24 protein-coding genes and 1 pseudogene are annotated in these 18,104 nt (G+C 41.8%); 13 read left to right on the plus strand and 12 right to left on the minus strand.

What is annotated here, in order from left to right:
• The 4 genes from LC574_RS01735 to nifB form a co-directional block, all read right to left on the minus strand.
• On the minus strand, positions 1-217 hold a 217-nt coding region (locus LC574_RS01735; RefSeq protein ID WP_229451216.1), incomplete at its 3' end, for an iron-sulfur cluster assembly scaffold protein.
• Positions 218-358: 141 nt separating this feature from the next.
• Positions 359-1,564, minus strand: a complete 1,206-nt coding sequence (nifS, locus tag LC574_RS01740) for a cysteine desulfurase NifS (protein WP_229451217.1) — start codon at positions 1,562-1,564, stop codon at positions 359-361.
• Positions 1,565-1,576: 12 nt separating this feature from the next.
• Entirely contained in the window at positions 1,577-1,927 is a 351-nt protein-coding gene (locus tag LC574_RS01745) for a 4Fe-4S binding protein (protein WP_229451218.1), read from the minus strand.
• A gap of 109 nt (positions 1,928-2,036) precedes the next feature.
• Complete coding sequence (nifB, locus tag LC574_RS01750) at positions 2,037-3,488, minus strand: nitrogenase cofactor biosynthesis protein NifB (RefSeq protein WP_229451219.1); 1,452 nt, start codon at positions 3,486-3,488, stop codon at positions 2,037-2,039.
• 1,324 nt (positions 3,489-4,812) lie between these two features.
• Here nifB and LC574_RS01755 point away from each other — a divergent pair.
• Both LC574_RS01755 and LC574_RS01760 read left to right on the plus strand, forming a co-directional pair.
• Positions 4,813-5,319, plus strand: a complete 507-nt coding sequence (locus LC574_RS01755; RefSeq protein WP_229451220.1) for a hypothetical protein — start codon at positions 4,813-4,815, stop codon at positions 5,317-5,319.
• 666 nt (positions 5,320-5,985) lie between these two features.
• Complete coding sequence (locus LC574_RS01760; RefSeq protein ID WP_229451221.1) at positions 5,986-6,564, plus strand: Uma2 family endonuclease; 579 nt, start codon at positions 5,986-5,988, stop codon at positions 6,562-6,564.
• A 40-nt stretch (positions 6,565-6,604) separates the two neighbouring features.
• On the opposite strand, the gene LC574_RS01765 is transcribed toward LC574_RS01760, so the two are convergent.
• The 3 genes from LC574_RS01765 to LC574_RS38665 form a co-directional block, all read right to left on the minus strand.
• Positions 6,605-6,946 (minus strand): XisI protein, encoded by a 342-nt coding sequence (locus tag LC574_RS01765; protein ID WP_229451222.1) that lies wholly within the window; start codon positions 6,944-6,946, stop codon positions 6,605-6,607.
• A gap of 154 nt (positions 6,947-7,100) precedes the next feature.
• Positions 7,101-7,343 (minus strand): element excision factor XisH family protein, encoded by a 243-nt coding sequence (locus tag LC574_RS01770; RefSeq protein ID WP_267871359.1) that lies wholly within the window; start codon positions 7,341-7,343, stop codon positions 7,101-7,103.
• A gap of 7 nt (positions 7,344-7,350) precedes the next feature.
• Positions 7,351-7,452, minus strand: coding sequence for an element excision factor XisH family protein (locus tag LC574_RS38665; RefSeq protein WP_368736663.1), 102 nt, complete (start codon positions 7,450-7,452; stop codon positions 7,351-7,353).
• Between the two features lie 165 nt (positions 7,453-7,617).
• On the opposite strand from LC574_RS38665, the gene LC574_RS01775 reads away from it, so the two are divergent.
• Positions 7,618-8,583: an NAD(P)-dependent alcohol dehydrogenase gene (locus LC574_RS01775; RefSeq protein ID WP_229451223.1), complete on the plus strand. Its 966-nt coding sequence runs from the start codon at positions 7,618-7,620 to the stop codon at positions 8,581-8,583.
• A 222-nt stretch (positions 8,584-8,805) separates the two neighbouring features.
• Here the strand turns inward: LC574_RS01775 and LC574_RS01780 are convergent, their stop codons facing one another.
• A complete protein-coding gene (locus LC574_RS01780) occupies positions 8,806-10,380 on the minus strand; it encodes a PQQ-dependent sugar dehydrogenase (protein WP_229451224.1) in 1,575 nt (524 codons plus the stop codon).
• Positions 10,381-10,706: 326 nt separating this feature from the next.
• Between LC574_RS01780 and LC574_RS01785 the strand changes: the two genes are divergently transcribed.
• The 8 genes from LC574_RS01785 to LC574_RS01820 all read left to right on the plus strand — a co-directional run bounded on the left by LC574_RS01785 (position 10,707) and on the right by LC574_RS01820 (position 13,509).
• Positions 10,707-10,931, plus strand: coding sequence for a type II toxin-antitoxin system HicA family toxin (locus LC574_RS01785; protein WP_104898438.1), 225 nt, complete (start codon positions 10,707-10,709; stop codon positions 10,929-10,931).
• Complete coding sequence (locus tag LC574_RS01790) at positions 10,928-11,152, plus strand: type II toxin-antitoxin system HicB family antitoxin (RefSeq protein ID WP_229451225.1); 225 nt, start codon at positions 10,928-10,930, stop codon at positions 11,150-11,152. Before LC574_RS01785 ends, LC574_RS01790 begins: the two co-directional genes overlap by 4 nt.
• Positions 11,153-11,205: 53 nt before the next feature.
• On the plus strand, positions 11,206-11,433 hold the full coding sequence (locus tag LC574_RS01795; RefSeq protein WP_229451226.1) for a type II toxin-antitoxin system HicA family toxin: 228 nt from the start codon (positions 11,206-11,208) through the stop codon (positions 11,431-11,433).
• On the plus strand, positions 11,430-11,657 hold the full coding sequence (locus LC574_RS01800; RefSeq protein ID WP_229451227.1) for a type II toxin-antitoxin system HicB family antitoxin: 228 nt from the start codon (positions 11,430-11,432) through the stop codon (positions 11,655-11,657). The genes LC574_RS01795 and LC574_RS01800 overlap by 4 nt, the downstream gene beginning before the upstream one ends.
• A 32-nt stretch (positions 11,658-11,689) precedes the next feature.
• Complete coding sequence (locus LC574_RS01805) at positions 11,690-11,944, plus strand: hypothetical protein (RefSeq protein WP_229451228.1); 255 nt, start codon at positions 11,690-11,692, stop codon at positions 11,942-11,944.
• A gap of 100 nt (positions 11,945-12,044) precedes the next feature.
• Positions 12,045-12,488 carry an HNH endonuclease gene (locus tag LC574_RS01810; RefSeq protein ID WP_229451229.1) on the plus strand — a complete coding sequence of 148 codons (444 nt, stop codon included), beginning with the start codon at positions 12,045-12,047 and terminating at the stop codon, positions 12,486-12,488.
• Positions 12,489-12,704: 216 nt separating this feature from the next.
• Positions 12,705-13,181, plus strand: coding sequence for a hypothetical protein (locus LC574_RS01815; protein ID WP_229451230.1), 477 nt, complete (start codon positions 12,705-12,707; stop codon positions 13,179-13,181).
• A 4-nt stretch (positions 13,182-13,185) separates the two neighbouring features.
• A complete protein-coding gene (locus LC574_RS01820; protein ID WP_229451231.1) occupies positions 13,186-13,509 on the plus strand; it encodes a hypothetical protein in 324 nt (107 codons plus the stop codon).
• Between the two features lie 503 nt (positions 13,510-14,012).
• On the opposite strand, the gene LC574_RS01825 is transcribed toward LC574_RS01820, so the two are convergent.
• The 3 genes and pseudogenes from LC574_RS01825 to LC574_RS01835 form a co-directional block, all read right to left on the minus strand.
• The gene (locus LC574_RS01825) at positions 14,013-14,231 is read right to left on the minus strand and encodes a hypothetical protein (protein WP_229451232.1); all 219 of its coding nucleotides are present in this window, start codon (positions 14,229-14,231) and stop codon (positions 14,013-14,015) included.
• 394 nt (positions 14,232-14,625) lie between these two features.
• The gene (locus LC574_RS01830) at positions 14,626-15,222 is read right to left on the minus strand and encodes a Uma2 family endonuclease (RefSeq protein WP_229451233.1); all 597 of its coding nucleotides are present in this window, start codon (positions 15,220-15,222) and stop codon (positions 14,626-14,628) included.
• A gap of 88 nt (positions 15,223-15,310) precedes the next feature.
• A pseudogene (locus tag LC574_RS01835) lies at positions 15,311-15,583 on the minus strand (DUF2887 domain-containing protein); the annotation flags it as partial.
• A 434-nt stretch (positions 15,584-16,017) separates the two neighbouring features.
• Here LC574_RS01835 and LC574_RS01840 point away from each other — a divergent pair.
• Positions 16,018-16,176, plus strand: coding sequence for a hypothetical protein (locus LC574_RS01840; RefSeq protein ID WP_229451234.1), 159 nt, complete (start codon positions 16,018-16,020; stop codon positions 16,174-16,176).
• Positions 16,166-16,399: a hypothetical protein gene (locus LC574_RS01845; RefSeq protein WP_229451235.1), complete on the plus strand. Its 234-nt coding sequence runs from the start codon at positions 16,166-16,168 to the stop codon at positions 16,397-16,399. Before LC574_RS01840 ends, LC574_RS01845 begins: the two co-directional genes overlap by 11 nt.
• A 29-nt stretch (positions 16,400-16,428) precedes the next feature.
• Here LC574_RS01845 and LC574_RS01850 read toward each other — a convergent pair whose 3' ends face one another.
• A complete protein-coding gene (locus LC574_RS01850; RefSeq protein WP_229451236.1) occupies positions 16,429-17,790 on the minus strand; it encodes an NAD(P)/FAD-dependent oxidoreductase in 1,362 nt (453 codons plus the stop codon).
• Between the last annotated feature and the right edge of the window lie 314 nt (positions 17,791-18,104).

Genomic DNA, 18,104 nt, shown 5'->3' on the forward strand with positions numbered 1-18,104 from the left:
CGATCGCACTAGTACAGCCAAAGGTTTGAAAGCGAGCATCTAGAATCTTATCAGATTCTACTTCCACTTTCAGGTGCAATCTCAGAGCATCACCGCAAGCAATGCTACCGATTTCTCCCGTTGCAACCTTAACTCCAGCTTCGCTCGTTTCTTTAATTTCTCCCTGATTTTTGGGATCGTAAAACAGTTCTAATACTTTATCGGTGTAGTCCCACATAAATTTTGTCCTTTGTCATTTGTCCTTTGTCACTTGTCGTTTGTCCTTTGTCACTTGTCCTTTGTCACTTGTCCTTTGTCACTTGTCACTTTTCCAAAACTAATGACCAATGACTAATGACCAATGACCAATGACCAATGACTAATGACTAATGACCAATGACTGTCCTTGCAGCCAACCTGCATCATCATTTTTGAAGGGTGAGAGGGCGCGTAAACGTTCTACAATACTGGGCATTACCTCTATCACTTGATCGATTTCGGCTTCTGTTGTGTAGCGGCAAAGACTGAAGCGAATGGAACCGTGCAAAGTTGTGTAGGGTAAGCCCATTGCCCGAAGGACGTGGGAAGGTTCCAGTGAACCGGAGGTGCAAGCTGAACCGGATGAGGCGCAGATACCGTATTTATTCAAGGATAGTAAGATAGCTTCACCTTCAATATACTTGAAGCCGATGTTTGTGGTGTTGGGCAATCTCTGCGTAACGTCACCGTTGACTACACAATCGGGAATTGTAGTAAGTAAGGTTTGTTCGAGGCGATCGCGCAGCCTTCTTTCTCTTGTGGTGGCATCTTCTAAGTGTAACAGTTCTAGTTGGGCAGCTTTGCCCAAGGCAATAATTCCTGGAACATTCTCTGTTCCCGCCCGACGTCCGCGTTCTTGGTGTCCCCCAATCATGAAGGGACGGAACCGAACGCCTCGCCGGATATATAAAGCACCAATTCCTTTCGGTCCATGCAGCTTGTGACCAGACAGCGTTAACATATCCACGGTGCTAGTCTTCATATTCAAGGGGATTTTCCCCACTGCTTGCACCGCATCTACATGGAAGATAGCACCATATTCTTTTACGCGCAACCCAATCTGCTCAATTGGAAAAACCGTACCGGTTTCGTTATTAGCATACATAATTGTCACCAGGGCGGTGTTACCCGTCAAGGAAGCTTCTAGTTCATCTAGATCCAGTTGCCCTTGATGATTTACTGATAGATAGGTAACACTGTAACCTTGGGTTTCTAATTGTTTGCAGACATTCAGTACTGCTGGGTGTTCAACTTGGGTGGTGATGATGTGTCGCTTTTCTGGTTGCGCTAACAGTGCGGCTCGAATCGCCGCGTTATCTCCCTCAGTTCCACAACTTGTGTAGACAATTTCTGACTCATCGGCTCCCAGGATGGCTGCAAGTTGTTCTCTTGCTGTTCTCACTGCTTTACCGACTTGCCCACCAAAGGTATGCATACTGGAGGGATTGCCGTAATAATCTGTCAGGTAAGGTAGCATTACCTCTATAACTTCTGGGTCTACCTTAGTGGTGGCATTATTATCGAGATAGATGCAGTTATTTTGCATTGTTGTCTTCAATTACGAATTACGAATTATTTGGGGTTGACGCTTTTGCAACTGCTCAGAGTATTTCTGGGTATAGCAGTTAAACCAACGTTCCCAGTAATCTTGTTTATTTGTTAATTTAGCGACTACGCGGTTGTAATTGGTAAACCAGCCTTCCCAGTAATCGCTAGGCTGCTTAACGCAACCGTCGCAGGTGGGACAACCAGCTTTACACTGAGGCATGGTATGAATGCTACCAACGCAGTTTGTACAAAGTTCAGGGTCAATCCAGTGTTGTCCGTCAACCACTTTAACTGCATTTGTGGGACATACAGATAGACAGAGATTGCAGGAAATACACTGGCTAGTAATTTTGTAAGCCATGATTATTGTCCTTTTGGGAGTGGGGAGTGGGGAATGGGGAGTGGTGAGTGGTGAGTGGTGAGTGGGGAGCGGTAAATATTGAAATTCCCTACTCCCTACTCCCTATTCCCTAATTCCCTAATTCCTTAACGTATTGCTCGTAGAACTCCAAAGCAACCTTTTCAATCACGTCGTAAGCTTCAACAGTCTGTATTCCAGCTTTTTGCAATTTTTCTTGAGGACAGTTACCAATCTTGGAGACTAAAACTGCTTTGCAGTCTGCGATCGCTTTCATAATATGCTCAAAAGAAGCTTCTTCGCCGTATCCACCTTGGCAGTATTGGTCAATTTTGCGATGACCGATAAAGCGAACTTCGTTTCCATCCACTTCGTAAATTTGGAATTCTTTGGCATGACCGAAGTGTTGGTTAACCAATCCGCCGCCTTTGGTTGCTACTGCAAGGAGGACTTTAGGACTGTTTTGTAAAGACGCGACATGTCGCGTCTCTGCAAGCGCCTTATCTTTGGCTACTTTAAGTTCTTCTTTAAACTTCTCAATACCGTCGTGAACTTCTTGACGTTTCTCCATGTCATATTCTGGAGTCATTTCCAAGAATTTCTCTTTGGAAAATTCCTGGCTGCGGTCTTCTCCCAATAATCCGACTGCATCGGCACGACACTGGCGACAGTGACGCATCATTTTCATGTTACCAGAGCAGTTGTCTTGAACTTCTTTGAGTTCTTTGGGTGTGGGGCCGCGTTGACCGGTTAAACCGAAGTGTGTGCCATGTTCTGGTGCCGAAATCAATGGCATGATGTTGTGCAAGAATGCACCTTTTTCACGAATGACTCGATTCACTTCGACTAAGTGCTGGTCATTAATTCCGGGAATCATTACGGAGTTGACTTTGCACAAGATGTCAGCATCTTTCAGGGCTTGCAATCCTTCCATCTGTCTTTCGTGGAGAATTCTCGCGCCTTCAAGACCTCTATAACGCTTGCGTCTGTAGTGAACCCAAGGATAAATCTTAGCACCGATCTCTGGATCTACCATGTTAATGGTGATCGTAACGTGATCTATATTTAATTGTTTAATGCGATCGACGTAGTCTGGCAGCATTAAACCATTGGTTGATAAGCACAGCTTGATGTCTGGTGCTTGCTCTGCAATCAACTCAAATGTGCGGAAAGTCTTTTCTGGGTTCGCCAATGGGTCGCCAGGGCCGGCAATTCCCACAACTGTCATTTGAGGAATCTTGCCGCCAATGACCAAAGCTTTGTGTGCTGCTTGTTCTGGTGTTAGCAATTCGCTAACTACTCCAGGACGGCTTTCGTTAGCGCAGTCATATTTGCGGTTGCAATAGTTGCATTGAATGTTGCAAGCTGGAGCAACTGCAACGTGCATCCGGGCGTAGTGGTGATGAGCGTCTTCGCTGTAGCAGGGATGTTTAGCAATGCGTTCTTGGAGCTTTTCGTCCATTTCCACGGTGGTACTGCTGTCGCAGCCGCAACCACCTGATTTTGCTTGGGTTGGCGATTCCGTAGCGTTGGAGTTGAGGAGTCGTGTAGACGGTGATGTCATTGAATTTCGCAAAAAATCGGTGGACTTGGCTGCCACTGTGGGAGATGCTGTTGCTACTCTCTATGCCCAGGAATTGAAGTCGCGTCTTTCACACTGTCTGCAAACCCTTGGGTTCGGGCGACTTGTTTTCAAGTAAGGCAGGCAATAGATATCTGATGTTCGGCTGGTGTGTGTCAACGTTCGGTTCTTGGGTAGAATTTGTGCTTACAGCCGCGACTTCTCTTCACTTCAGGCATGGTGCTATGTCATCCCTCCACTCACTTTTCGCTTTGTTTTGTTTCAGAGCGTTAGGTGATTGGCGATATAAGATTTATAGCAGCCGTCTCCTAGCCAAACAGTGCGTCTCTCTAGGATAGAATTTATTGGATTTATTACGTTTGTACTCAAATAATAAAAACCCTAATTATTCAAGCATTACAAGAATTAAAAAAGTTTTTTTCGGGTTGGGGTTCTAGTATTTTTTGGTTGGGGTTCTAGTGTTTATAGATAGGGGTTCAGGATTTATTTGTACTCAGCTATAACCCAATCCCAGCAAAGAATTTAATCTACTTGCAATTGGGTTTTGGTTATTTAAATGTGTACTCAGATTGCCCTCAAATTCCGTCAAAAGCAATAAATGCCAAGGCTTTGAAGGTGAAAAACTAGAGTAGTCTACATCGTTCTACTCCAGAAACGTGCGAAATTCAATTCTGTATCTAACATATCATTTTTTTGAGGGTAAAAATGCAATTCATATTTATTTAATTTTTTGCTTTGACCCTTCGACTCCGCTCAGTGTTAACAATGATGTTCAATTGGGGTTCTAAGTCTTATCTGATAAGCGATATGAGGTACTGGAAATAGATGTGTTGCTGCACATAATTTTCAAAAAACTTAACTTTCAACTCCTTTTTTATTCCCACAATGAGGAGATGAGTAAGAAACTCTCGAATTTTGTGTTTGAGAGAAACAACAAACTATAATCTAACATGATTGAGCGATCGCAATGAATTTTCTGAATTGCTCACTACAAACCTTAGCAAAAAACCTAACCCCCTAACCCCCTTACCGATGCTCTAAGGGACTTCCAAATAAAAAAATAATCAATCGTTTTGGTAAGCAGGGGGAGCAGGGGGAGAAGAAATCGGATAGTCGTATTGGATACAGGAATTGAGTAATTTAATTTTTGGAAGTCCCTTATACCAAGACCTTCACTCAACAATCACTTTAAAATCTGTAGCGCTTATCCCATATAGCTTAGAGCTTTTCAAGCGTGCCATTCGGTTTAGTCCTAATGGAGTTGCTTTTTTTAACCAAAATATCACTAATATTAAGAGACTATAAAATGCTAAGTAACACGGTTGAAAAATATCTGAAATTATTCAAGGATTCTTCTAATTATAGAGAAACTGACAGAATTGCTGATGAAATGAAAAAGGAATTTGAGACATCGCCTCCTTCAGTTAGCGAAGTGATTCAGGAGTTGGAAAAATATGCTTCAAATCCAGATTATCCTGGGGCTTGGTTTATCATGATGGCAGCATGGAGTAACCTATCAAAGGATTACACACCTATACTTTGTCAAATCCTCAATGATGAGAGTAATAATGGTCTTCATGAATCAGTTGTTGAACTTTTGGATGTATTGCGCGATGAAAGAGCAATTCCTGCATTATCCAAGGCATTGACATACCGATGGTCTTATGATGAATGGCTCAATGTGCCAAGAAAGTCTCTCCTAGCATTAGCAGAAATCCGAACTCCTGAAGCGAAGATGATTATAGAGTCGGCAGCTCAATCCCCTGAAGAGCTAATTAGTGAAGATGCAAATCTGATATTAGACAATTGGTAAATTGATTAATCCACCAAGCATAAAATGCAAACAATACCTCCATACAAACAGCCATGAAACCAAAAATAACTATCCAAGAACTATTTGCCCCACAGCCTTTTGATCCCCCCAACCCCTCTTGAAAAGCAAAGCTGTTTCATTCCCTCAAAGGCTCAAAAAAGATTTGTGTTCTGAACGAAAAGACTTGTGTTCTGAACGAAAGCACTTGTGTTCTGAACGAAAGCACTTGTGTTCTGAACGAAAGCACTTGTGTTCTGAACGAAAGTACTTGTGTTCTGAACGAAAGCACTTGTGTTCTGAACGAAAGCACTTGTGTTCTGAACGAAAGCACTTGTGTTCTGAACGAAAGCACTTGTGTTCTGAATGAAAGGACTTGTGTTCTGAACGAAAGGACTTATGTGTACACCGTAGCCGAGAACGAGAGAGAAATAGAAGTCTGACTTTTCACGGGATCTGGAAAACCTCTCTCTAAATCTCTCTCCTGCAAGGAGAGAGACTTTGAATGTTCCCCCTTCCCGATGCGGGAAGGGGGTTAGAGGGTTAGGTTTTCGTGGGTTTTTCCAGATGACGTGAAAAGTGAGAAATAGAAGTGAGGTTTTATCGATATCGTGAAAAATCAGAGTGTCATTTAGCTACAATCAAACCAAGCGTGAAAAAATCTTAGTTATGATAGCCATCCCCCAAGAGCCGCCAAAAATGACCGTTGAGGAATATCTCGAATGGGAACCTCAGCAAGATGTTCGCTACGAATATGCCAATGGCGAAGTATTTGCCATGACAGGCGGTACAATTCCCCATAATGACATTGCACTTAACTTGTACACTGCCTTACGCCCTCATTTGCATTCCAGAGGTTGTCGAGTGAATGTGTTAGACGTGAAAATGCAACTCACTCCCCAGAGTCGCTACTATTATCCTGATGTTATTGTCAGTTGCGACCCTCAAGACCTCAATGCCCGCAAATTTATTCAACGTCCCAAGCTGATTGTCGAAGTTCTTTCCCCAGGTACAAGCGCGAAAGATCGGGGTGAAAAATTCACTTATTATCTAACAATCCCCAGTTTGCAAGAATATATCTTGATTGACTCGGAAAAAATCTCCGTCGAGCGTTACTGTCGGGGTGAGGGTAGGATGTGGCTTTACTATCCCTACACGGCTGGAGATATCATCACTTTATCGAGCATTGAATTTGAGTGTCCGATTGAACTGCTATATGAAGGTGTTGTATTTACCACTGAAGAATAAAAAGAATGTTCTCTATTATCTTTTAAAGAGCGATCGCTCCTCAAGCAACTGCATAGCCAGTATAGGGTCTTAACTCCGGTGGACGAAAGCCAAGGACGATGTGTTCTTTAGGAATTCCAGCCCGTTCTAAATCGGCGGCAATGCCTTCTTCGGTGCCATCGCGTTGAATCCAGATTTTGCCATCAATTAGGTCAATATGAACCAGACAGCCATGAATACGGCGATCGCCATCCCAACCTAGATCCATCCACAAATAGCGATCGCGGCTTCGATCAAAAACCACTTCTGATTGAATATCGGCATAGGAATAACTCAAGGAAGCATATTCACCAAGAATAGTTTCAATCACTTGGCGATAGTGGTCTAATTGGGTATAATCCATTGTTTAATGACCTCCTGTTTTGGATCAAAGGTAATCAGCTTTAAACGATGATTTCTCAGTAAAAGTTTGCCGATGGGTTCTTCAAACAAATCCAGGACTTACGCAAAAATCGCCCAAAAGCTTAATTTATCGAACCGCCAAGACGCCAAGAACGCTAAGAATTCGTAGAGCGTGCGTAAGTCCTAAAATCATCAAAAACTCTGTTAGGCACTGCAAGATATAACATTCGCTCTGGCTCCAACTCAATTAATATATCCTGATATAAAATATACTGACCTAACGCTTTTTCTAAATCATCAACATCTGATCTGCCGGAAAAACTTTTAATCTCAACTGCAATTTTTGATTCTGCCTTTTGCGCCGCTAACAGTTGTCTAGCACCTAAATCAACATACAAATCTTTTTTACCAAATAAATTTAAGAGTCAGTGGATCATGAGTAATTGTCCATTTGTCTTTAATTAAAGCATTTTTGACATTATTGTGATAGATGTCTCTAGCTGGCATACAGGTGTAGTGTTAGACTGATATTTCTATTTTAGGAAATCTCTGACTGCGCCTAGCATCTTCGTTAAATGCCATGCGTAGGCGTAGACATGGCTACACTAGATTCATAACGAAAAATAAGCTGTCTGAGTTGTGTGAGTCAAACAGGGTAGCAGGAGGAATGCGATGAAAGCAGTGGTTATTCGTCGGTATGGCGGCGCTGAAGTGTTGCAGTATGAAGATGTGGAGCAGCCGAAAATTGAGCCAACGCAGTTACTTGTGAAAGTTCGTGCTAGTAGCGTTAATCCCATTGATTGGAAAATCCGCAAAGGGATGTTGAGTTTCATTACCGGCAGCAAATTTCCGAAGATTTTGGGGTTTGATGTGGCGGGAGATGTGGTAGAGGTTGGCTCTGGTGTCACGCGCTTTAAACCAGGAGATGCTATTTATGGCAGTACTAGCTTCCCTGGAGGAGGTTACGCGGAGTTTGCAGCCATCCCAGAAAACTTGGCGGTGCTTAAACCAACGAATCTAAACTATGAAGAAGCTGCTGCTGTGCCTTTAGCAGCACTCACGGCTCTGCAAGCGCTGCGAGATCAAGGAAATATTCAAACAGGACAAAATGTTTTAATTAATGGTGCTGCGGGCGGTGTAGGGACTTTTGCAGTGCAAATTGCTAAGGCTTTAGGCGCACAGGTAACGGGAGTTAGCAGTACTAAAAATTTAGATTTGGTGAAATCTTTGCGAGCAGACCGCGTGATTGATTATACGCAGCAAGATTTTACCGAAGATACAGCACAGTATGACATTATCTTTGATGCAGTGGGTAAGCGATCGCTCTCCCAAACCAAAAAAGTCCTCAAACCCAACGGAATTTACATCACCACGTTACCCAGCCCCGAAGTCTTGTTAGAGAGCGTCTTAACAGCGTTCCTTCCCGGTCAAAAAGCGAAATTTCTCTTTGAGAAACCTAACGCTAAAGACTTGCTTTTTCTCAAAGAATTGATTGAAGCGGGTAACATTCGTGTGGTGATTGATCGCACATATCCCTTACAAGAACTTGCGGCGGCTCATGCTTATAGCGAAACAGGGCGTGCAGTGGGGAAAATTGCGTTGGCGCAGCCCGTCGTAGACATCGCGGTTTCTAGTTGATTGGAGGACAATAAGCCAAAAGCAGCACAGGTGACTCATTTTTGATTTTGGAGCATAAAATTGTTCTCGCGTTTAAACTCGCTTGCTCTGGGACTTTTTTAAATTTTGGATTTTAAATTATTCAATCCCTTCGGGTTCAGCAGTCGCTCATGGGGGAAACCCCCAAGACCGCGCTGCTTCACCAAAATCCAAAATTTAAGATATAAAATTTGTTGAGTAGTGCTACTTAACTTCTATAAACGATATTGAGTTATCTAAGTCAGCTCCAACAGATTTATAATCACCAGCACTAAACTCACGGCATCGACCACCAGTTTCATTTTGGCAGACACGTACCACTTTACCCGGTGGTACACTTAATGAGCTAATAGTGTCATTCCCAACAATATTTAAGTCACCTTTGTTAGCTTGGTACACTCCTGGACTTGTAGGAAAAGATTGGGAAACTCCAGCCAAATTAGGATCTCTGTAGACCTTAACCTGTGCTGGCGGCGTGTAGGAAAGCTTGTAGATGGCGTCGCCCTTGTCATCCGAAATTAATAAATTACCTTGCTGATCGACTGCCACATCCACCGGTCGCCCCCAGACTTCTTGCGTTGTTGGAACTAGCCAACCGCTGACTAAATCTATCTCCTCCCCTGGAGTCTTTGTCGTACTGTTCCAGGGAAAGTAAGCTATTCTATAGCCCGTTTTCTTTTGCCGATTCCATGAACCATGTAGCCCCGTCACTGCCCCACTTGAGTACAGGCTGGGAAACCTGGTATTTTGTAAGAATGTTAGTCCCAAGGGAGCAGAATGGGCTTGAATACCCTTGTTAATCCTGTCCATTGCATTGCAATTAACACTTCCATCACGATTGAACTCATAGTCGCGGTCAAATGGCATATTGTTGAGGCCAGTTGACGTGTCAGGATTGGGGTTGCAGAATGGCCAACCGTAGTTACCGCCATCTCGGACTTTCGTGAACTCCTCTGGCGGGTGGTTGTCTACGTAAGAGGGGATAACCTTACCGTAATTGCCAGTACTATCGTTGAAGGGATAGGCGATCTGATCTCGATTATTAACAACTACCCAAAGGTCATTTGTGCCAGGTAAGAATGCTAATCCTTCGGCATTACGTAAACCTTGGGCAAAAAGCCGCTGATTGGTTCCATTAGCGTTGTATTGGTAAATCGCACCACGTTTTGGGGTACTCACAGTATCTTCCTTGCAGGCATTGCACGTAGAGGCAATCGACACGTACAGTTTGTGGTTGGAATCAAGGGCGATATTTTTTAGCTCGTGACCATAAGAGCCTTTGAGTTCTGAGGTGCTGCTGTCTGGTAAACCAGTCACAACGATTTGGCGATTTTTTGCGATTATATCTCCAGATTTGTAGATGAAGCGGTTAATTTGATGAGTCTCAGAGATATAAACGTATGTGGTGTTGTCAATCTTATGAAACACAATGTCGTGTGGTCTGCGTAGACCCGTCACGAAGTCAGAAATAATTGGGTCTTTGCTGCCATTTGGCCGGACAATTAATACTTTACCCGTACTCGGCTGTGATACTAGAAGATCCCCATTGGGAGCAACTGCCATAAAGCGAGCTTTTTTAATGCGAGCATAAACAGAGACAGAGAAATTGGGCGGCACTTTCAAGTAACGGTTAGTATTAAAGGGATCATCGGTCATTGTACTAGGCACTTTCAGCTTAGTTTGAACAGACGCAGCTGGCGGGATGCCCAACGCTGTCGTGGTAAGAATCTCTAAGGACATCAGACTCAGTAGCGATGTGGATAGTATGCCTCTAAGCATCTGTGTTGGTTTTAAAGCAAATGCAAACATTTTGAACTTCACTCTAGCGGTGTACTAATTTATATTGCAGGGAACTCTTAGCTAGCTGATTCTACCCAGAGTTTGAACAAAGCTAACTCAGAGGTACTAGTTTTTTAAAATACTTAAAATATCTTTATGTACATTTATTTTTTTTTACTCATCAAAAAATAAGTGAACCGAGAGCTACAAACAAAGGCAGAGCGATCGCTCTTTCCAACCAAAAAGAGAATGACCCAGATGAGCAAGTGCGGGAATTTGCTCACAAGAAGTTAAAGCAGTGGAAAGGGTAAATGTAAGCTGAGTATATGCCCAAGAAAATTAGAGAACTTAAAAGCTTGTTGTTGCAAGCAGGGTTTACTTATAAACCTGCAAAGGGTAGCCACAGTAAATGGATGCATCCGCAATTGCCTAAAGCTATCATTATTGCTGGCAAAGATGGTAGCGATGCCAAACCTTATTTAGAAAAGCAAGTTAATGAAGCACTAGAAGAACTAAATAAAATTAAAGAAGACGAGGAGACAGAAGAATGAAATATACAATCGTGATTCAATGGTCAGAAGAAAACCAATGTTATGTGGTTTTGTTGCCTGAGTTTACTTATATAATGCAGCCTTGCACTCATGGAGAGACTTACGAAGAAGCTCTGAAAAATGCTCAAGAAGTTTTAGAAATGCTGATTGAATCATCTTTGGCTGACGGTGAAACTCTACCAGAGCCTAAGACACTAGGAAAATCCTTGGAAGTCGCATAAATAAACAAAGACAGTAGTGGTAAATCAGGGGAGTGAAAATGTAAACAGAGGCTATGCCCAAGAAAATCAGAGAACTCAAAAGCTTATTGCTGCAAGCAGGATTTATCTACCGTCCTGGTAAAGGTAGCCACACTAATTGGTATCATCCTCTTTTACCTGGGAGAGTTACTATATCAGGTAAAGATGGAAGTGATGCTAAACCTTACCAAGAAAAAGATGTTAATAATGCACTTCAAAGATTAGAAGAAATTAAAAATGCTCAAGAGGAAGAAAAAGAATGAATTATCACTACACAATAATTATTCAGTGGTCTGATGAAGATGAGTGTTTTGTTGTCAGTCTTCCTGAATGGGGAGAGTTTTGTCACACTCACGGAGAGACTTATGAAGAAGCTCTGAAAAATGCTCAAGAAGTTTTAGAAATGCTGATTGAATCATCTTTGGCTGACGGTGAAACTCTACCAGAGCCAAAAACATTAGGAAAGTCTTTAAAAGTGGCGTTGTAAATCAGTAAAATTAAATAAAAAGAGGTAATCTCATGACTACATCTATAAATACAGCCAAAGTCTACGATGAAATTATAGAGTTTATTGCTGCTGGCACCACTCCCCAAAGCGTTATCGATTTCAAACTCTCGGATGCAGCCAACGACCGTTTAGAGGATCTCGTTTACCGCGCAAAAACTGAGGGTCTTACAGGAAGTGACCAGCGAGAGTTAGATTATTTCCTCACGCTAGAGCATATTATGAGGTTAGCAAAAGCAAAAGCTCGTCAGTACATCAGCACGGAGTAAGTATTCAAAATGTCTCGTCCATATATTAATGTAGAACTGCGGCGTTTAGTTGCTGATCGCGCTGGCTATCTATGCGAGTATTGTTTATATCCAGAAGTAAATGGCTTACAGCGCTTTTCAAGTAATTGAACTACACCACTCCCTACTCCCCACTCCCCACTCCCCGTCTCATCTGTGGTCTAAATACCTGAAAAATGCTGTAAGCTGTCAAGTTGACCATATCATCAGTGTCAAACACGGCGGTGCTACAACACCAGATAATCTCTGTTATGCCTGTATCTTCTGTAACCTCCAAAAAGGGACGGATTTGGGGTCAATTAATTGGCAAACTGGCGAACTTGTGCGGTTTTTTAACCCACGCAGAGACTTTTGGGGTGAGCATTTTCGACTAGATGAGGCTGTAATTGTGCATCAAACAGACATCGGTGAAGTTACCGCACGTATCCTAGATTTTAACGGCGATGAAAGGCTTGTAGAGCGACAAGCTTTGATCGCATCTGGTCAGCATCCCTCAGCATCGGCGCTAAAACAGATAAATAAATAGGTTATGATGTGCGTAGGCGTAGCCCGTCGTAGACATCGCTTGAAGAATTGTTTGGGATAATCAATTAGCTAGTTGTATTGCGGTGCGTTACGCAACGCTTTCACACCCTACTAAACTAAAAATTATCAGAAAATGTGCGATCGCTCTTACTAATGGGAATTATATACTTAGCAACTATTGCTACTTCACCATTAGAACTCCCAAGGTAAATATACAATGTCCTATCAAAATATTGCAGCCGCCCTTTCGCCACAAGATATCCAAGAAATCAAAGCTGCGTTACAAAAAATCCAACAAAAGATGCCCTTTTTAGTCACTCTCAGCACTGAAGAACGGCGCAAGTTGGTAAAAATGGGCGATAAAAGCCTAGCGTTTGTAAACAATAGCGTCACTGCTGCTCAGTCTAACCGCGAAATTCTTCCAGCCACTTTTGAGGTTGAAGAACTTGTTCGAGATTATCAATTAGCCACTGCGCTCACCGAAGTTTTGATTTCAATGCAGCAACTCGCCGAACAGGTAGATGATACTCTAATGGCAGTCGGTAGTGAAGCTATGACTAGCAGTTTAACAGTTTATGACTACGTAAAGACTGCATCGAAAAAGACTCCAGGCTTAAAAACTGTCGCTGAACAGTTAGGCGAACGTTTTAAGGCTATCAAAGGTAGACCGACTAAAGCTGCATCTGGTTCTTGAGTCTTTGATACTCATTAATGAGCCTTTGAACTCCATTAATGAGCCTTTGAACTCCATTAATGAGTCTTTGAACTCCATTAATGAGTCTTTGATACTCATTAATGAGTCTTTGATACTCATTAATGAGTCTTTGATACTCATTAATGAGCCTTTGAACTCCATTAATAAGCCTTTGGACTTCATTAATAAGCCTTTGATACTTATTAATGAGTCTTGGAACTCCATTAATGAACCTTTGGACTCCATTAATGAGCCTAAAAATTATCAAGCCAAGTTTGAATTCTGTGGTTGGGTTTTGCTGATAAACCATAGCAAATTTCTTCCTTAATCGCAGCAACTAATTTGTCCTGCTTGAAGATTAATTGAGGTTCTGATGCAATAGCATCAATTACCTCTGGCAGTTTTTGTTGTGCTTCGTCAAGTTTCCAGTTCATTGGTTTTATGAATTAGACGACTAATTATAACTCTTCTGCATAGTCATCGAGGCGATCGCACTAATGAAAATATAATTTACCTCTAGTAATGTCATTGCAAGCAAAACGAAGTGAAGCGAACGCGAGTGCGTCTCTAAGAGTTGCAATCGCAAAATCTTCCAACTACGAGCGAGTCCATGCGATTGCTACCCTGTGGGAAGGCTTTGCCTACGTCATTCCTCCTCTCTACAAGACGCTACGCGTAGCTTGCTTCTGGGTTCGCGTAGCGTTCCGCAGGAAAGGAGTACGCAATGACAATTATCCTCTCATTGCAAAATAAAAACTGGGATGCACCCTAAGGGTGTTGCCAATTTCAGGCATTTATAGATTACTGTCTTCACTTTTTTCTAGTAATCTATCAACTTTTGTCCAGGGATACCAACAAATTAGTAATACCCTCTTGAACAGTAGTTAATCTTTCAACAATATCTTCTAGTCGTGCAAATCCTGACCGAAACTCTTGTATACCCTCGCGTAATTCTTGACGTTCTGGCCTTTCTTCTACCATAGAATCAAGTATTGCTTGAGCAGTTCTCGCATTGCTTTCGATTAGTTGCTTGAGTTCTTCGTTAGTCATGATTCGGGTGAAGGTGGCTTTTATTCTCTTTAATTGTAATATTTTACAATAAACTAGTTAATGGCAAGGATGAAAATCATACGCCATTACTTAGTAGCAAGTCATATAGGAATCGTATTTGATTTTTGAAATTATTTACGTAGGCGGGGAGTGGGGAGTAGGGAGTAGGGAATAAGGAATTAGGCTTTTCGAGTTGTACCGAGCTTTTTCAGAAATCAAATATTAGTCCTATATCATGTCCGGGTAATTAGTTATGATTTCCACAGTCATTCCACCCCACCCCTTAATCCCCTCCCCGCTCTTCGGGAGGGGAGACGAAGCGTAGCTTTGGCGGGGTGGGGTTCTTGGGGTTTAGTAAGTAATCAAGCGGACATGATATCATTTTGATTTTAGTTTAGGTTACTTTAGTTATTATCTGACTATATTCAGTCACAGCATCATATTGGTCAGCCATTCGCGCATATTTTACTAATAAATCTAAATCTAAATCAGGCAATAAAGTACTTCTAGTAACTTTTATATGGCTATCACCTTGCAAACAATAAATTGATAACAAACCATCTTCCCAAAACCAAACTTCAGGTACTCGCAACCGCTGATAAATTTCTAGCTTATTAATTCCGCCACTGGTGACAGTTATTTCCAAAATTAAATCGGGAATAGGTTTTTTTGTCCCTAAATTATAAGACTCATCGGGTTCTCGTCGCGTTTTGTCTGACTTTTTACCTATGGTTGCACTTCCTCGTCCATAAAACCGGATCTTTTTCGTCCGCATGTAGACTTCCAGCAACATCGCCAGAGTTTTTTTACTGTCCTCGTGATCGTCAGAAAGTGGGGACATAATTTCGAGAATATTATCTAAATAAGTTAGTCGTGCGCTTGTCCCTGCAAGGGTGACATCAAGCTGTTCTAATTGTTCCCAACTGACATTGTACAGAAGAACATAGGAAGTCTCAGCAGTCGTAGGGTTTTCCAGGACAGGGGAAGACATAAGTTAAACCTAACTAGTGGCTTGTTTCTATCATAGAACTGAGATGCCATAGATCCAGATAATCAAGATTAATGTGCGATCGCGGCCATTATTCTGGCGATCGCCTTTGCTGTTCTACTTGCTGGACTTGTGCAACATCTAAATCCAACGCCTGCGCTATCTGTTCTACAGTTAAACCCAGTGCTAAAAGTTTAGGTACAGCTTCTAATTTTGCTTCTAAACGTCCTTCTTGGTAAACCCGCGTTTGCTTTAAATCGCTTAAGCCAAACATTGCTTCTATCTCCTTGGGACTCATTTTGGGAAATTTATAAACTAAGATTGTTTCTATCAATTCTAATAATTGTTTTTGTGGAAGTTGCAAATTTACTGTTTTCACTCTGGATGTTGTAGCACAGTTTTTAACTCTAGCAATTTTATCACTGCGGTAACTTTGATAAGGTCATTCGCGCACCAGTTGCTTTTCCCAGGAGGAGACGCTCTTGTTAGCTTGCTTAAGAGGAGGAGTATAAGTTGGGGAACCCGCTTAAAACACTGAGTTTGCTATACAGACAAAACCCAACTCTGTGAGTTTCAAATTCTTGAAGAGATTTTTTCACGCTGTAAGGCTTAATATTATTTGTGTCACAATTGAGGAAAACAATATATATCCTACAACTCGGCAAGCACTTATAGCAATCCGATTTTATTTCTGAACTTCTTTGCGTGGGGAGGGAATAGGGAGTAGGGAGTGGGGAGTTGGGAATCAGGCTTTTCGAGTTATACCGAGTCTTTTCAAAAATCAAATAGGAGTACTATATGTGCATGATTATTTGCCAGTACTTATCCAATTTCTACCGAGAAATTCAGCTATTCCGTTTTAGTGACACAACTGGTAATGTATTTATTTTGGCAGGTGATGAACTGCAAATCCTTGTATTTCGTGATGGAACTTGGAGATTTGTAAATGAAACCTAATTTTGCCCAAATGTCCACAAAAGAATTGAGGGCGTATGTACTTGCTAATCGGGAAGATATAGAAGCGTTGGAAATCCTATTTAGTCGCCGCACTCCCGACTCAGAAGCAATTATATATCCGTCGATGTTTAGTGAAGATGGTAAACCTATAGAAGAGAATAATCGGATAATTGCAGAAGCGATCGCTCAAAGAATCCAGCAAGAGAAGAATAATCAGAGTTAATAGTGCTGACAAGGGTTTTGCCATCTGGGCTATATTTGGTTTTGTTGATTTCTAGCCAGTTGCAGAGCGGGAACTGAACTCTGTTGAGTTTTCGCTTGTACAAAAGCTTCTCGACCTGTAATCAATCTAGAGCGACGATTACGAGTGATATAATTCCACGCCCACTGAAATACTACTAGTAATTTAGTGTCAAACTCGATTAAGAAGTAGATGTGAACTAATAGCCAAAATGCCCAAGCAAGGAAACCTGTAAGTTTGAGGAAGCCTAAATCTACAACAGCTAAATTTTGCCCAATCATCGCCAAACTACCCACATGATTGTAATGAAATGATGGCAAAGTATCACCTTGAAGCCGTCGTTGAATTAGTTTACCTACATACTCTCCTTCTTGTTTAGCTACGGGTGCAACACCAGGTAAGGGTTTACCATCTTGATGGGAGAAGTTGGCTAAATCTCCAATTACGAAAATGTTGTCATAACCCTTGATTGACAAGTCAGGTTCTACAATTACACGTCCAGAGAGATCGCAGTTTACACCTGTACTTTCTGCTAGGATTTTTCCCATTCCCGAACCTTGGACACCTGCTGCCCACAATATAGTTTTTGAGGCAATTTCTGTCAATTCATCGCCTTGCTTGAAAGTAACGATATCATCTTCAATATTTGTCACCCTGGTGTGAGTGTGGAGTTCCACACCCAACTTTTGCAAAGATACTGCTGCTGATGCCGATAACTCTGGCGCAATGTGTGGGAGGATGCGATCGCCCCCTTGTAATAGTAATATTTTCGTTTCTGAAGTGTTGATGTTGCGGAAATCTTCTTTGAGAGTTTTGTATGCCAACTCGGCGATCGCACCTGCTAATTCTACACCAGTCGGGCCACCCCCCACAATCACAAAAGTCAAGAAAGCACGGCGTTTTTCGGGATTAGTTTCTTTTTCTGCTGCTTCAAATGCGCCAAATATCCGGCGACGCATTTCTATCGCATCTTCCACAGTTTTCAAGCCAGGAGCAACTTCTTTCCAGTTATCTTTACCAAAATAGGAATGGTTAGCACCTGTGGCGACAATTAATGTATCATAAGGTACTACTTCATCACCCAAAATAACTTGTTGCGCTTTTGGATCAATATCATTTACTTCTCCCAACAACACCTTTGTATTCTTGCTTTTGCTAAATACAGATCGCAATGGTGCGGAAATATCAGAAGGTGATAGTGTACCTGTGGCAACTTGATATAAAAGCGGCTGAAATAGGTGAAAGTTACGTTTATCAATGAGAGTAACATTCACATTCGCTGTATTCAGAGCCTTTGCTGCATACAATCCACCAAAACCACCACCAACGATAACAACCTGATGTGGTGCATTATTCTCAAGTGAGACTGCCATAATAAATATTTCCTTGTGTTAAGAAGTTGTAACTATTCTTAACAAAGATGTAACAGCATTATGATGGAGGTTGCTGTTTATTTAGAACAATTAAAAAAATAATAAAAGTAGTCAAAGTTAGTAATGAGTCATTATTACAGCATTTTTCAGGTATTTAGACCACAGATGAGACGGGGAGTAGGGAGTAGGGAGTGGGGAGTGGGGAGTAGAGAGTGGTGTAGTTCAATTACTTGAAAAGCGCTATAAGAGGGAAAAATTTAGTAATTATCAATTTTTTAAGAATTCGCCATCCCAATGCAAAATTGAAATGCTTT

Source organism: Nostoc sp. CHAB 5715, assembly GCF_020829685.1.
Lineage (GTDB): Bacteria > Cyanobacteriota > Cyanobacteriia > Cyanobacteriales > Nostocaceae > Nostoc.